Here is a 14,481-nt window from a genome sequence, read left to right on the forward strand (position 1 = left end):
ATTTGGTGTTTTTAACATCAGAAATAAATATTAATTTTTGTCTAATGTCTAATTTTTGTTTAATTCTCCATGTTTTTTAACAAAAAAGTGTTTTCGTGGGTTTGTTGGTGCTTTTGTGTTTTGTGTAGTTTTTGTTGGTAAATTAATTGGATTTACTGATCAAAGCGTCTCAATTTGTTCTTATTATTGTTGTTGTTGTTCATTAAAATACTCACTAAAAAGACTATCTCAGAGTTGTGTATTTCCACGCTGGTATTTGCCTCAATAACGCTCACCAGAGATATGTTTTTAAGCACCTGAATGTGTTCATGATTATAACACCAGGGTGTTAATTATTTTACCACTATTGCATCTACTGTTATTAAACGCTATGAAAAGGGTTGAAAAAGCACTGAAAATATAAGGTTCTCGATCTTGTTTTTGCCCTGTTGATATTCTATTAAAACTGTAAATCGAAGATGCTGTCTGCCAAATTGCCAAAATCACAGTTAAAATTTTTTTTGATCCCTTGCTTATTTCTATAATTGTGCATTGTGAATGTGAAGGTAAACTGCTAATAAGCTGTTGTGCCTTTAAATTGAATAATTAATACAAGCAAGATGCTTGTGCTACTGTAACTTCAGGTTTTTTAATTATACAGTGAGTGCTGCACATTAGCTTAGAAACATTTTAAAGGATATGATCCAGTATTTTAGTATTTTATTTAACATAATTATCAATCAAGATTCCCGACTTATGTTTTGATAGAGTTAATAGATTGTAAGTTGGTATAAGCAGTAAGTTAGTTATGTGACACTTGAAAAACTATACTATTTGGATTAGGACTTACGCAACTGGCACATTAGTAGGGTGTGGTTCAACAACCTCACCAACCACGTCAGACAGTATAAATCATGTAAATAACCAAATTGTTGATATCTGATGCACCCTATAACAGATTTTTTTTAGTGTGACACTTGCGTGTAAGTCCTATGGATGTTCAACGATGATGAGTTTTTTGGGAAATTTACGTTTACCATTATTAGCAGTTGACTGAGAATCTTGTTTAATTTGAGTTTCATACCACTGACTTAAACAGTATTCGGACCAACAGAAAGAGTATTCAGACCAGCAGAAGTCACATAGTCCTAGTTCTGCTGTATTTTGATGATGAATAGTCTGACTCAGGCAATGACGAGGACAATGAAGATAGCTAATCATAATTTTTACCTCTAATAATAGGAGTCGCAGAGTCACAACTCCACACTCCGCAATTTATACACTGAATATTCATTGACTAAGCTGTTGTGCTTTTACGGCAATTTTCAGGTAAGTGAACCAAATTTTGATTCTGGTTTCGCGCAAAGACGCAAAGGAGTAAAGGCGCGAAGGAAGACTAAAATTAGTTTAGAGTGTGATCTAAATACATGAAAACGGCTGTAATTTGGATAATAGATGGAAGAAAGATGCTTGCACTACGGTAATTTTAAGTTTTTTAGTTATACAGTTTAGCTACACATCAGCTTATTTATAGCACTTTTACTAACAATCAGCATATCAATTGATACTAAAGTTCACAATTAGCTATCAGCTATCAGCACTCCGCACTCAGGAATTGTCGAGTAAAACTTTTTGATAACGATATCCTGCAATTTCCCCATCTGTAACATGGGTATCACGTTGAGCTACTAGGGTAATATGGTGACGTTGATGTAGGTATTTGAGTAGGTAAAATGTCCTTATTTTTGTTCCTCTTCTGGTTTGAGGGTAGGGTTAATTATTCGGCGTTGCTGATTAAGGGTATGATGAAAGTCTGACGCAGAGGCACTCCAGGTACACAAGAGTAAGATTTTCATTTTTGTAACTTTTGCATTTCATACTCTAATTCAGCAAGGCCAATTATTCTATCTGTATTTCTGCAATTTGTTTTAGTCTTTGGTAAGTGGCATCTGCAAAACCAGAAATTTTATGTTTACCTTTCTTAGTTGATATCAAAAGATTTTGCCAAGTTAACGTTTTATCTGATTGCTTCCAATATTTAATCGCTTCTAATGCAGCGTTTATCTCTGTTCGTTTTGCTCCTACTTCATTCAAAGCAATCATTATTTCTTCATTTTTTGCTGTTAGTAACTTTAATTTTGGTGGAGGCGGAGGTGGTATAGTTGGTATAATTTTTTCAATAAGTTTTGTAAGATTTTCTATCTTGTTTTCAATTGATTTTAGTCTGTTATCATAATCCCCCTTTTCTGTATTGATAGGATTAGGATTAGGAGAAGTTAATTGGTTCATTCTAGCGTAAATTGGTTTTAGTTTTTCATCCAATAGTTCACTAATGTTAGTTTCTTGATTAATTTCAGGTTTTTGATGTGGTGCTTTAACTATTTTTTCAGAAGTCTCTATACCTTTGAAAAACTCAACTTGCTTTAATACTGCATCCTCTTTTTCAGAGGTAATAATAAAAGCATTAACAATTTCTCCCTTAATAGAATTTTTTTCCCTAGCTCTTACAGCAGCGTAGTATTCAAAATGTCCATCAATAACTTCATATTTTTCAAAACCGATTTTTTTGAGTACCAGTGGTTTTAATATCCCTCCAGACTCTAATATTGAATCAGCAAGAATATCTAAATCAACTTCTTTAAAGTTAGAACGAGGAACACTAGAGCTTACACTTTCAATTTCTACAATTTCAAACTTACTCATGATTAAACCTCCATTTTTCTCATTACTTCTATAGCTAGTGCTTCAAATTCAATTGCAGATTGATTTGCAGATGATTCATATTTGGCAAACTCAAAAATTGATTTAGGATCAGGTATTTCTAGGTTTCCTACAATTATACTTTTATGAATGCAATTGGATAAAGCTGATCTTTCTGTAATCATATTATCCATTAATGACAATTCATAACGTTTAGGAATTATATCTCTATGACGTGGATATGTATACTTTTGGTATTGATTATTGCTAGAAATTTTTGATGGTAAAACACCCATAATCTTAATAGGTTCTTTACCCATATTTTCCCTATTTTCATTAATTTCCGTTTTGATAAAGTTTTTTACACTTACTAAACCTTGATTAGAAAATGGTTTCAAATCTGAAGGAATAATTAGATAATCAGCAGCAATAAGAGAAGCTGAAGCATATAAATCTAATGATGGAGGTGTATCTATGATAACAATATCATAATTATGTTTAACTAGTGCTAGTTTTTTAGCTAATCTAGTTGTACTTGCACTATACCTTGATAATTTTGCTTGATCTTTAATTAAACTAATATGCGAAGGAATGACATCTATTTCAATTTCATTAAATCTATTTGATTTCCGAACAATATCGGGAATAAATAAATTAGTTTCCCCTGCATCTAGTAAATGGAAAATATTACGATCTTTTAAATCATCATCCTCTTCAAATTCAAATTTGATTAATCCTGTGGCAAATGTTGTATTAGCTTGAGCATCTAAATCAATTAATAAAACCTTTTTCCCTTGATTACTTAATGCTGCTGCTAAATTAACCGCAACAGTTGTTTTACCGACTCCACCTTTATGATGATAAATTGCAATAGTTTTCATACAATGTTCCCTCTTATTTTCTACATCAGATACTTCAACCTTTATTTGTTTCTTAATTTGCCCATTTTTTAAACTTTCCCTACCAATTAACCTCTTAATTTCCTCAATGTTCCCCTCAATATCATTTCCATTACATTGAAAAACTAACTTAATATCACTCCCATATTTTTCATAAATTCTTATCTCCTTTCCATTAGTTAACACCCCAAAAGCTACATTTAAACTAGTTAAATAATGCCTTAATTTCAAAGTATGACGGTTTAAATTTTGACTGGGACTTTTTGCCTCCATAATAATACTTAATGGTGAGTTTGCATCTAGTATAAAAGGTATTCTTTGTACAGCAAAGGCCAAAAAATCTAAGCGAATACTACCGAGTGCTACTTCTTGATGCCAGGTATCTGGTGTATATCCTAACTGCGGTAGCAAATATTGTACTATGAGTTTGCTTTCAACTTCGCTTTCATTACGGCAAAGTTCGGGGTTAAAAAGCAATTATTTTTACCTCGTCTAAAACCTAGATTGTATTCAAAAGTCAGAATGTCAGTAATTGTAGCATAATTTCACGTCTTGACATAACTTATATATCAAAAGTGTTAAATCCTGCAATAAAACTTTACAATCTTTGTGCTTTACCCAGGTAAAATCTCTAACTGCTCAAATTTGGTATCATTAATGCCAATGCACAACTTGGAGAATATCATCAAAATCTCAATGTTCAACACTTTTGCTTTTATACAGCAGTTTCCGTTATTATGAGGTACAGATGTTCATGATAAAACCCTTGTAACACAGGCATCTTGCTTTGTTCATAGTGTACCTCATGTAGATGGAATGTGCTGTATAAATAAATATAAATAAATATAAATATTAAACATAATTACTTGATTAATGTTAATTATGTTAATTATATTTATATATGTTTTTACATAATAATAAGACTTATGTTAATTTTTAAAATATTATATCTGATTGAACTTAAAAAACATATATCAAAGCTCGTGATTTACCAACCTGACTCTGAGTTTTGGAAAACGTAAGTGGCTACTTCAATAATTTCTGCCTCGGTTAATTGATTTTTAAATGCAGGCATGGCGTTTTTACCGTTTTGAACTTGGGTAATAATAGCTGTGATAGGATTAGTTTTATAGTTTTCTAAATATTTTAAAAGTGCTTCTTTATGTAAGTTTTTATATTCAACTAAGATGTTAGCACCTCCTATATGACAAGAAGCACAGTTATTATTAAAAATGGTTTTGCCAATAGGAGTTTCTGGTACAGGTAGATGAGATGAAGTAATGGTGGATGTTTCTGCTAAAGCTGGATTAATCAAGGTAAAATTAAATAATAAAGCGATGACTATAGCAAAGTAAGCGATCGCTAACCCAAAAATTGATCTAATAACTCTCAATAGACTTCCCTCATAATAAGCATTATTATCACATATTCCTATAGTAACCCAAGTTGCATAATAAAAAGATGAATTGAGGTTATCTAGTGTGCATTGTCCATACTGCAATTCTGCTAAGATTAGAAAAAATGGTAAGTTTATATTCCACTGAAAGGGTATCCAAATAGGCGTTGCTGAATGGGGGTATGATATTTATTCCGCGCATCAGCGAAGCACTTGCGTCAGACGCAAAGTTTCAAATTTAATTTTGAATTTCTCAATTTCATACCTGAGTTCAGCAATACCTCTAAATGAAGTCAAACAAAGTTGTCTGCGATCTTATGTGAAGAGTATAGGATTTATAACAATTAAGCGCGATAAGGGGGTTCATCTTGTTCCATGCTAAAGTTACTTTTACTTCTATAAATACACTGCGACTAAACACACTACCAATAGCTTATGCTAGTCTTTGTAGCAATTGATTTCTTACAGGACTTATGCAAGTGTGATATCTTGAGTGGCGCGGTTAGGAACAGTTACCTGAAAAGCCATACTTACAGCACATTCCATCTACATGAGGTACACTATAAACACTGTGAACACAGCAATATGGCAGTGTTACAAGGGTTTTATCATTAACATCTGTACTTCATAATAATGGAAACTGCTGTCTGTCTAACAACAAGCTTATTTACATTTTAGTAATAAATGCACACTCACCTAAATTTTTGACATTCCAATGTTTTGGAATCATCCCTAAAACCGAATCTTTAAACTCTCTATCATTATCCAATCTATTAACCATTATTAACCCTATAAATAACTAAATATACTTTGTATTTGCGTAGGCTAGGTTGTTCGTGTCAGCCTTGGAGAGCAATGGAGCGAAACACAACTAAATCATGAAAATGTTGGGTTATGCCTACGGCACACTGGGTGAACACTGCGTTCTACTCAACCTAAAATCTACCTACCATATTTACACTACCACCAGCAGTTAAAACTTGTTTTGCAGTTAATTGTAAACTGGGGAAAAGAGAAGAAACAAGAAGATCATCATGTTGAAACAACTGCTTTTGATACTCATCTTCAATTAACTTACAAATAGTAATAGTTGGCTGCTTAACTTTACCAATATATTCCCTACCACCTAAACCCAAATAATCTATAATCCAATATTCAGGTACACCTAATAAAGCATAATCTTCAACCTTGCGAGCATAATCATTTTGCCAGTTTGTACTCACAACTTCTGCAATTAACTTAATTAATTTTCCTGATGTAATTACAGGTTCTTGTTGCCATAAAGGCTCATTGATTAATTGAGTTTGATCCAGTATAATCACGTCAGGACGAAAATCCGTATTAGTTCCCAAAAGTTTAACCAAACAGCGAGAAGGTGTAAAATATGGTAAATCTTGATGATCAATTTCTACATTGAGTTTACGACTGGTAAAAGCTGATATTTGTTCATGTGGTCCTGTGGGTTCCATCTCAATTAATTCACCATCAATTAATTCATAATGATTATTATCACCATATTGAGTAATAAACTCATTTACAGTGATTAATTTTAGTGCTGCTTGTACCATGATGATTTTTCCTCATCTTCTAACTTCTTAAACTTGAAATGCTCACATATCCGACTTCTCAAAGAAGTCGGATATCTTTCTTGTAAGCTGTTGTGCCTTTAACTTGAATAATTAATATAAGCAAGATGCTTGTGCTACTGTAACTTCAGGTTTTTTAATTATACAGTGAGTGCTGCACATTAGCTTATCATCTCTCAAATATAATTCAACTTACTCAAAAATCATTTAACTCTTGTAACCTCTCCTCCCGTTCGCGTTCCACCGTCGTAGCAGCAACGGCGTATTTATCCCAAAAATTCTCAAACACAAAAATAAATTCATTTTACAAATAGAAACTACCGTACCATCATTATCCTGTCCATATAATTCTAAATTTTGCTTATTATTTTGCTTATTATTTTGCTTATTTCCGCCCCAGCACCCATTAAGAAACTTTCTAATTCAGAAAGTGAATTTCATTTGTGGTCATTTACTTTAGTTCTTTTATACTTTAGCTAAAGTAACTCTTTCAGGCTGATTTTGATATTTACCTACTCTATCTGCATAGGTAGTTTGACATGGTTCTCCTTCTAAAAACAATAATTGTACAACTCCTTCATTGGCATAAATTCTACAATCAGCACTTGATGAATTACTAAATTCCAGGGTAAGTGCGCCATTCCACGAAGCCTCCGCCGGTGTAATATTTGCTATCAAACCAACACGGGCATAAGTGCTTTTTCCCAAACAAATTGCAGTTACATTAGGAGGCATTTGTAATTTTTCTAATGCTACTCCTAGTCCATAAGAATGTGCAGGAATAATAAAAAAATCTCCATCTTCATCATGTTGTAAATCAACAGATTCTAGATTTTTGGGATTAAATTTTTTAGGATTAACAACTGTTCCAGGAATATGTTTAAATACTAAAAATTCTTTAGGTGATAAACGTATATCATAACCATAGGAAGATAAACCATAACTCAATGCAGGTACTTTTGTGCCAGATTCTAAACTGATAGTGCGAAGTAAACTAGGTTCAAATGGTTCAATCATTCCTTTCTTTGCTTGTTCAATTATCCATTTGTCATTCTTCAACATTTGATAGTTACCTTTTTTACTAGGTTTGATGTTATGTTACTGAAATTACCAGACTCGTTATCTTAGCATGATTAAGGATACTAGGTCTATAGGAAATTACGGGTATTCCTTCAGCATGACGAATTAAACTGGACTCAAAAGGTGAAATTATCCCTTTTTGCGCCATTTCCTTAATCCAAATATCATTTTTAATCACTTTATATACACCTTAAAACTTTAAATTTGATGACTACGACGAATTTCTGTAATTTGATCGGCTACATCGAGTAAAGATGATGGCATTTGTGAACCAGTGAAAATAATATCAATATGGGGAGGACGTTGCGCTAAAAATTCTAACACTTCACTTTCGGGAATAAAACCAAAATTCATAGCTAAATTGAGTTCATCTAATACAATTAAGGAATATTTACCTGTAGATACTACCTTTTGTGTATATGCCCATAATTTTTGTAGAGCTACTTTTTCAGACTCATCAATTTGGGCATTATCAATAGATCGAGGTATATCACAGCGAATCCAGTCTAAATTTTGTCCCATTTGTATTGGTCTTTCATAACCTTGGCCAATTCCACCTTTAAGAAACTGTACAATTAATACTGGTGTACCTTGTCCAGCAATTCTCAGTGCTTGTGCCATAACTGTGGTAAAAAAGCTACGGTGGGAACTAGTAAAAACTTGGATTAATCCTGTAACTAAATATGGTAAATTGCGATTTGAGTTAAGAGTGGGAGTTTCTAGTTGGACAACCATAAGCTGTAATTAGGAAGTGCTAAGTGCGAAGTGCAAAGAGAAAATTCTTTATTCTGACTCTTGACTTCTTATGGTGATTGGTGATTGGTAAAACAATTATCAATTGTCAATTATCAATTGTCAATTCTTTCTTCTGACTCGTGGATCTTCTTGATCTCCTTTTATGAGGTAATTTTCATGGCTTGGCAACGTCCTGATGGTAGACAACCCGATGAACTCCGTCCACACAGTTTTATAGCGAATTTTACCCGGTTCGCTCCTGGTTCTGTCTTGGCTAAATCTGGTGATACTCAAGTTCTATGTACTGTGAGTGTCTCTGAAGGAGTACCTAAATTCTTAACTGGTAGTGGTCAGGGTTGGTTGACCGCAGAGTATAGAATGTTACCTTCTGCTACTCAACAACGTCAAGAAAGGGAATTATTGAAGTTATCGGGTAGAACTCAGGAAATACAGCGTTTAATAGGGCGTAGTTTACGCTCTGTGATAGATTTTAAGATTTTAGGTGAAAGAACTTTAACAGTAGATGCGGATGTATTACAAGCTGATGCAGGTACTAGAACAATGGCTATTACTGGTGGTTTTGTCGCTTTAAGTCACGCTATTAATAAGTTATTACAAAAGGGAGTTTTAGAGCGATCGCCCATAAGTGGACAAGTTGCTGCCATATCAGTAGGTTTATTAGATGGAGAACCTTTTTTAGACTTGAATTATATTGAAGATGTGGCGGCTGATATAGATTTTAATGTAGTCATGAATGATAAATTAGAAATGATAGAAATTCAAGGAACAGCAGAAGCAAAAAGTTTTAACCGTCATCAATTAAACCAACTTCTCGATTTTTCTGAACAGGGAATTAAAGAATTATTATTGGCACAAAAGGCAGCTATTACCTGATAATATCTTCTCAGATACTTCTCAGATCCCCGACTTGTTTAGGAAGTCGGGGATCTTGTATATCTGTTAAAAATCACTAATTAATACAGGACTTAGACAACAGGCATATTGGTAGGGTGTGGCTCGACAAGCTCACCAACCACGTGAGACAGTATAGATCATGTAAATAACCAAATTGTTCATATCTGACGCACCCACTCAACAGATTTTTTAGCGTGAAACTTGCGTAAGTCCTATAATAATTCAAATAATTCAGGTCTTTTAAGCTGTTGTGCCTTTAACTTGAATAATTAATACAAGCAAGATGCTTGTGCTACTGTAACTTCAGGTTTTTTAATTATACAGTGAGTGCTGCACATTAGCTTATCACCTTGACAATTAATATTTCTTCTTATTTTTACCCTTTGAATATGATATTGTTTATAAAGTTGATTAAAGAAATCATTATTATAATCAAAGTTTTTCACATTGGAATCACTCAAAATAAAATAACATTCTTGATCATGAATATAAATTAAAAATTAAATTAAAAATTAAATTAAAAATTAAGAATTAAGAAAAAATCAGTAACAAAAAACCTAATTGTAGTATAATATTGCTAATAAAAAATACAGTTAGAGTAGAAATTAAATTGTCAAACAACTCAAACCACAGAAATTTAGAACAGCTGTGGATAATTAGGTACATATTCGCCATACTCCTATTTGGACAAATATGGCTACATTTTGTTCAAGGAAAAACCTACTATCGTCGCATTATAGAACATACTGTAACTGCTGGACCTGTTTCCTTACCTCCGGTATTATTAGTAAGCGTTTGTGCTGGGATGATTTTTACAATTCAAACTGCTAGAGAATTAATAAAATTTGGGGCTGTAGATACTATTGGAGGTGCTTTCGCATTAGCTTTTTGCCGAGAATTAGTGCCTGTTTTAACTGCAAGTATTTTAGCGGGCCAAGTAGGTTCAGCTTTTGCTGCGGAAATAGGGGCCATGAAAGTAACTGAACAAATTGATGCACTATTTATATTAAAAACAGATCCTATTGATTATTTAATATTACCAAGAGTCATAGCTTGCACTATAATGATGCCCATTATGATGATTTTTGCTTTAGTTACAGGAATTACAGGAGGTGTATTTGCAGCTTGGCAATTTTATCATGTTTTACCAGTAATATTTTTAGATTCTGTAAGAGATTTATTATCTATCTCAGATATGTGGATTATATTAGTCAAAGGATTAGTTTTTGGGATGATAGTTGGCGTTAATAGTTGTAGTTGGGGTTTAACTACTCAAGGAGGTGCTAAAGAAGTGGGAGAGTCAGCAACAACAGCAGTTGTCACCACTTGGGTAGCGATTTTTATGATGGATCTTGTTTTAACTGTATTACTTTTTGATCAACCTATTATGTGAAATTGACAATTGATAATTTTTTATGATTAACACTACTGTATCATTTTAGGCAATTACCAATCACTAATCACGAATTATATTATTCGTACCACTGACTACTGACAATTAACCAAAAATGATGATAAAGAAAGTTGAGGCTGAAAATTTCCTGCTTCCGAGGATATTAAAAGTTTCCAAACTTCACGCCTAAAATTGTCAGATGTTAGTTATGGTATTTCTGGAAGTAGCTATGATGATAATCTTATGAACAAAAGGGTTGAAGTATTAGCAAATGTTCCTAGTTTAGTACAAAGGGCATTAGAGTTGATTTTATCGCAGATGCACACTGCTATTAGTCAACGAGGAAAATTTACAATTGCTTTATCAGGAGGTAGTACTCCAAAACCTCTGTATGAAGCAATAGCTAAACAACAGCTACCCTGGGATAAAATTCATGTATTCTGGGGTGATGAACGTTATGTACCACCAAATCATGCCGATAGCAATGAATTAATGGCACGTTGTGCATGGTTGAATCATGTGCACATCCCTACAAATAATGTTCATGCTGTACCCACATTATCTGGTAATCCGGCTGTGGATGCCGCAAAATATGAAGAGCATCTCCAGACATTTTTTCAGACAACATCAGGAGAGTTTCCATCCTTAGATGTAGTTTTATTAGGAATGGGTGATGATGCTCATACTGCATCTTTATTTCCCCATACAGCAGCTCTCAAGGTTAGCGATCGCCTCATTACTGTAGGTAATAAAGATGACAATCAACGCATCACTTTTACTTATCCGTTCATTAATGCGGCACGGAATGTCATATTTCTAGCTGCTGGTGCTAATAAAAGACCGGCTTTAGCGCAGGTTTTTGCACCTGTAGCTGATGATTTTACTTACCCATCACGCTTAATTAAACCCCAGGGTGAGCTTGTTTGGTTATTAGATGCAGCAGCAGCCGCAGAACTTAATCCATAAATATTCTCACCTTTCTTACATTTGTTATCTTGGGTATTTGTTAACCTCAGAAGTTACCATTACTTATCTTGCTCAGTATAGCAAGTAATATTTTTACAATGATCTTGAGTAAGGCTTAAATCCATGATAGTTTGTCCTAATTGCAATCATCCCAATCCAGATGGTGCTGTACAATGCGAAGCGTGCTACACACCTTTACCTGCTACTAGTAAATGTCCTAATTGCGGAGCCACTGTACAAGCTAATGCCGCTTTCTGTGGGCAGTGCGGTTATAATTTACACGCTCATTCTGCTTCCGTAGCTGTACCACCTACTATGGTTCCTGATGCTCCTGTAGAAATTCCACCTCTGGTAACTCCTGATCCTTTAGCAGTTTTCCAAGTTACTCCTACTCCTGTAGTTTCTAATTTACCACCTACTGTGGTGACTCCTGTATCTGTACTTCCACAGCCAGTACCTACTCCTGTAGTGCAAGAAGCACCTGCACCACAGCCAGTACCTACTCCTGTAGTACAAGAAGCACCTGCACCACAGCCAGTACCTACTCCTGTAGCACAAGAAGCACTTGCACCACAGCCAGTACCTACTCCTGTAGTACAAGAAGTACCTGCACCACAGCCAGTACCTACTCCTGTAGTACAAGAGATAGAAGTACCTATACCTGCTCCTGTGGTACCAGAAATACCTATACCTCAACCTGTACCTGTACCTGTACCTGCTCCTGTAGTACCAGAAATAGAAGTACCTATTCCTACCCCTGTAGCACTAGAACCAACACCAGCACCTCAACCAGTAGCCAATATTTCCAGAACTCAATTACAACAGGTAGTGGCGCGGTTATTCCATGTACAAAGCAACCAAGAAATTGAATTACCCCAAAATGTGTCTGTGGTGCATATTGGTAAACCTAATGATCGTATTCCTCCAGATATAGATGTATCTGGGTTTCCCCATTCTGAAATTGTTTCTCGTATTCATGCAGATATTCGCATTGAGGGCGATGCTTGTTATGTAGAAGATGTGGGTAGTTCTAATGGTACTTACATCAATAATTTACCCTTGTTACCAGGAAATAGACATCGTTTACGTCCAGGCGATCGCGTTAGCTTAGGTAAAGGAGATTTGGTAACTTTCTTATTTCAAATATCCTAACATTTAAGTTGGAATTATGTCTTTATGAGATGCGCTCACTAATTGTACAGTAGGCATATACAATAATACTCACAGGACTGATACCACATCAAAAAAAATGTAGAGACGTTTTATAAAACGTCTCTACGAATTAACCCAAGTTGCTAGTTAGGAATAGGAGTCGCTAATTCAGGAGTCTTACGGACTGAGGAAAATTTCTACCTTAGTACCTGTATATTATTTAAATGTAGTGTAATTATTTCATAGAGCAATTAGGTTTTAGTCTTTAGACTGACCACCAAATTTATTCAGCATTTTAAACTAAAGCGGGTAACGCGATTCGAACGCGCGACATCAACCTTGGCAAGGTTGCGCTCTACCACTGAGCTATACCCGCATCTGTTTCTCAACTAAATATTAGTATTTCAGATTTATTCTAGTTTGTCAACCCCTAAATTATTTTTTTTTGTTTTTTTTGATAGCAGTTAGCAGTTAGCTATCAGCTATCATTTAACAATCAGTAATCAGCTTTGAGGTGACAGGATCAATTATCCCAGGTGAGAACGTAATTGACGCATTAAACTAGCCATTTCTATAGCATTCATCGCATATTCCCAACCATGATTACTCTTAATTCCTGCGCGTTCTAAGGCTTGCTGCATGGTATCTGTGGTTAAAACGCCGAAAATCACAGGTACACCAGTTTGAAAACCTACAGCCGCAATACCTTTAGAAACTTCTGCTGATACATAATCGAAATGTGGAGTTTGTCCTTTAATTACCGCACCCAGGCAAATAATAGCATCATACTTTTGAGCAAGTGCTAATTGACGTGCCACTGTAGGTATTTCAAAACTACCAGGGACCCATACATAATCAACTTGTGTACCATCAGGCTCAGGATCTATACCATGACGTTTAAGACAGTCTTTACAACCTTCTAAAAGTTTGAGAACCACTAAATCATTAAAACGGCCAATAACCATTGCAAACCGTAAAGACTCTGTTTGTATGAAATTTCCCTCAAAAACCGCCATCAGTACCTCTTGTATAAACTGACAATAATGGACAAAATGAAAAAACTAAGAAAAAACTAAAAATTAATTCTTGCTTCTGATAGGTGTACAGGGTGTTCTGCAACTATGATTTGACAACCAAACTTTTTAGCTTTATATTCTAGCTGATGGTGGAACCCCGAATACAAATAATATAGTTGGGATATGAGCGTTAATTGTTAATTTTGCACGTCAACCCAACGCCGATAAAGTTTTTGAATTTGTTTAAGTATAATGGTATGAGTCCCTGGTTGAGAATTAACAAATTGACTTAGTTCTTCTAAATGTGTTAGCAGTTTTGCTTCTTCTATAGCAACTTCTCCATCGCTGTAAATTAAACCACTAATAGCTTCAATTAAGGTTGTATAATCTTCTATAGTGGGGCGATCGCCTAAATATTCTTTCACCCATTGATAACACTGTTCTGGCTGAACGGGGACTAATTCATATAACCAGGGTTTAATTTCTGGATCATGAGCTAAACCTTTAACATGAGCTATTTCCCGGAGATATTGGCGCTCTTCTGGTTGGATTTTACCATCAATCCAAGCTGCTCCAATCAGGATTTTCACCAGGTTTTTGACATGAGAATTATCAACCATAATTTTGTCTGCTCTGGTAGATTCGGATTCTGTTCAAATCCTAC

The 14,481-nt window shown here is 34.6% G+C and carries 14 protein-coding genes, 1 tRNA gene and 1 pseudogene; 5 read left to right on the plus strand and 11 right to left on the minus strand.

The window, feature by feature from the left end; translation table 11 throughout:
- Positions 1-969: 969 nt before the first annotated feature.
- The 4 genes from H6F32_RS05660 to H6F32_RS05675 form a co-directional block, all read right to left on the minus strand.
- Positions 970-1,200 (minus strand): hypothetical protein, encoded by a 231-nt coding sequence (locus H6F32_RS05660; RefSeq protein ID WP_190368360.1) that lies wholly within the window; start codon positions 1,198-1,200, stop codon positions 970-972.
- 678 nt (positions 1,201-1,878) lie between these two features.
- Positions 1,879-2,682, minus strand: a complete 804-nt coding sequence (locus tag H6F32_RS05665; protein ID WP_190368361.1) for a hypothetical protein — start codon at positions 2,680-2,682, stop codon at positions 1,879-1,881.
- A 2-nt stretch (positions 2,683-2,684) separates the two neighbouring features.
- Positions 2,685-4,055: an AAA family ATPase gene (locus tag H6F32_RS05670; RefSeq protein WP_190368362.1), complete on the minus strand. Its 1,371-nt coding sequence runs from the start codon at positions 4,053-4,055 to the stop codon at positions 2,685-2,687.
- 511 nt (positions 4,056-4,566) lie between these two features.
- Positions 4,567-4,971 carry a c-type cytochrome gene (locus H6F32_RS05675; protein ID WP_190368363.1) on the minus strand — a complete coding sequence of 135 codons (405 nt, stop codon included), beginning with the start codon at positions 4,969-4,971 and terminating at the stop codon, positions 4,567-4,569.
- Positions 4,972-5,260: 289 nt separating this feature from the next.
- Here H6F32_RS05675 and H6F32_RS05680 point away from each other — a divergent pair.
- Positions 5,261-5,341, plus strand: a pseudogene (locus H6F32_RS05680) (IS1 family transposase); the annotation flags it as partial.
- Between the two features lie 568 nt (positions 5,342-5,909).
- Here the strand turns inward: H6F32_RS05680 and H6F32_RS05685 are convergent.
- From H6F32_RS05685 to H6F32_RS05700, 4 genes are all read right to left on the minus strand, one after another.
- Entirely contained in the window at positions 5,910-6,542 is a 633-nt protein-coding gene (locus H6F32_RS05685; RefSeq protein ID WP_190368364.1) for a Uma2 family endonuclease, read from the minus strand.
- Positions 6,543-7,025: 483 nt separating this feature from the next.
- Entirely contained in the window at positions 7,026-7,622 is a 597-nt protein-coding gene (gene dcd, locus H6F32_RS05690) for a dCTP deaminase (RefSeq protein ID WP_190368365.1), read from the minus strand.
- 31 nt (positions 7,623-7,653) lie between these two features.
- Complete coding sequence (locus H6F32_RS21170) at positions 7,654-7,818, minus strand: hypothetical protein (protein ID WP_242031061.1); 165 nt, start codon at positions 7,816-7,818, stop codon at positions 7,654-7,656.
- A gap of 20 nt (positions 7,819-7,838) precedes the next feature.
- On the minus strand, positions 7,839-8,375 hold the full coding sequence (locus H6F32_RS05700; protein ID WP_190368366.1) for a P-loop NTPase family protein: 537 nt from the start codon (positions 8,373-8,375) through the stop codon (positions 7,839-7,841).
- A gap of 177 nt (positions 8,376-8,552) precedes the next feature.
- On the opposite strand from H6F32_RS05700, the gene rph reads away from it, so the two are divergent.
- From rph to H6F32_RS05720, 4 genes are all read left to right on the plus strand, one after another.
- Positions 8,553-9,269 (plus strand): ribonuclease PH, encoded by a 717-nt coding sequence (gene rph, locus H6F32_RS05705; RefSeq protein WP_190368367.1) that lies wholly within the window; start codon positions 8,553-8,555, stop codon positions 9,267-9,269.
- Positions 9,270-9,900: 631 nt separating this feature from the next.
- Positions 9,901-10,683 carry an ABC transporter permease gene (locus H6F32_RS05710; protein WP_190368368.1) on the plus strand — a complete coding sequence of 261 codons (783 nt, stop codon included), beginning with the start codon at positions 9,901-9,903 and terminating at the stop codon, positions 10,681-10,683.
- A gap of 243 nt (positions 10,684-10,926) precedes the next feature.
- Complete coding sequence (gene pgl / locus H6F32_RS05715; RefSeq protein ID WP_190368369.1) at positions 10,927-11,649, plus strand: 6-phosphogluconolactonase; 723 nt, start codon at positions 10,927-10,929, stop codon at positions 11,647-11,649.
- Positions 11,650-11,772: 123 nt separating this feature from the next.
- Positions 11,773-12,801: an FHA domain-containing protein gene (locus H6F32_RS05720; RefSeq protein WP_190368370.1), complete on the plus strand. Its 1,029-nt coding sequence runs from the start codon at positions 11,773-11,775 to the stop codon at positions 12,799-12,801.
- 304 nt (positions 12,802-13,105) lie between these two features.
- Here the strand turns inward: H6F32_RS05720 and H6F32_RS05725 are convergent.
- The 3 genes from H6F32_RS05725 to H6F32_RS05735 form a co-directional block, all read right to left on the minus strand.
- Positions 13,106-13,177 (minus strand) — tRNA-Gly (locus tag H6F32_RS05725).
- A gap of 151 nt (positions 13,178-13,328) precedes the next feature.
- On the minus strand, positions 13,329-13,817 hold the full coding sequence (gene ribH, locus H6F32_RS05730; protein WP_190368371.1) for a 6,7-dimethyl-8-ribityllumazine synthase: 489 nt from the start codon (positions 13,815-13,817) through the stop codon (positions 13,329-13,331).
- Positions 13,818-14,014: 197 nt separating this feature from the next.
- Positions 14,015-14,437 (minus strand): TerB family tellurite resistance protein, encoded by a 423-nt coding sequence (locus tag H6F32_RS05735; RefSeq protein ID WP_190368372.1) that lies wholly within the window; start codon positions 14,435-14,437, stop codon positions 14,015-14,017.
- Positions 14,438-14,481: the final 44 nt, after the last annotated feature.

It is taken from the genome of Anabaena sp. FACHB-1237, from assembly GCF_014696225.1.
Lineage (GTDB): Bacteria > Cyanobacteriota > Cyanobacteriia > Cyanobacteriales > Nostocaceae > FACHB-1237.

Excerpts from the sequence above, each read along its gene's own strand:
- pgl (WP_190368369.1), top strand. The coding sequence starts at position 10,927 with ATGAACAAAAGGGTTGAAGTATTAGCAAATGTTCCTAGTTTAGTACAA.
- H6F32_RS05735 (WP_190368372.1), bottom strand. The coding sequence starts at position 14,437 with ATGGTTGATAATTCTCATGTCAAAAACCTGGTGAAAATCCTGATTGGA.
- dcd (WP_190368365.1), bottom strand. The coding sequence starts at position 7,622 with ATGTTGAAGAATGACAAATGGATAATTGAACAAGCAAAGAAAGGAATG.
- H6F32_RS05685 (WP_190368364.1), bottom strand. The coding sequence starts at position 6,542 with ATGGTACAAGCAGCACTAAAATTAATCACTGTAAATGAGTTTATTACT.
- H6F32_RS05700 (WP_190368366.1), bottom strand. The coding sequence starts at position 8,375 with ATGGTTGTCCAACTAGAAACTCCCACTCTTAACTCAAATCGCAATTTA.
- rph (WP_190368367.1), top strand. The coding sequence starts at position 8,553 with ATGGCTTGGCAACGTCCTGATGGTAGACAACCCGATGAACTCCGTCCA.
- H6F32_RS05665 (WP_190368361.1), bottom strand. The coding sequence starts at position 2,682 with ATGAGTAAGTTTGAAATTGTAGAAATTGAAAGTGTAAGCTCTAGTGTT.
- ribH (WP_190368371.1), bottom strand. The coding sequence starts at position 13,817 with ATGGCGGTTTTTGAGGGAAATTTCATACAAACAGAGTCTTTACGGTTT.
- H6F32_RS05720 (WP_190368370.1), top strand. The coding sequence starts at position 11,773 with ATGATAGTTTGTCCTAATTGCAATCATCCCAATCCAGATGGTGCTGTA.
- H6F32_RS05660 (WP_190368360.1), bottom strand. The coding sequence starts at position 1,200 with ATGATTAGCTATCTTCATTGTCCTCGTCATTGCCTGAGTCAGACTATT.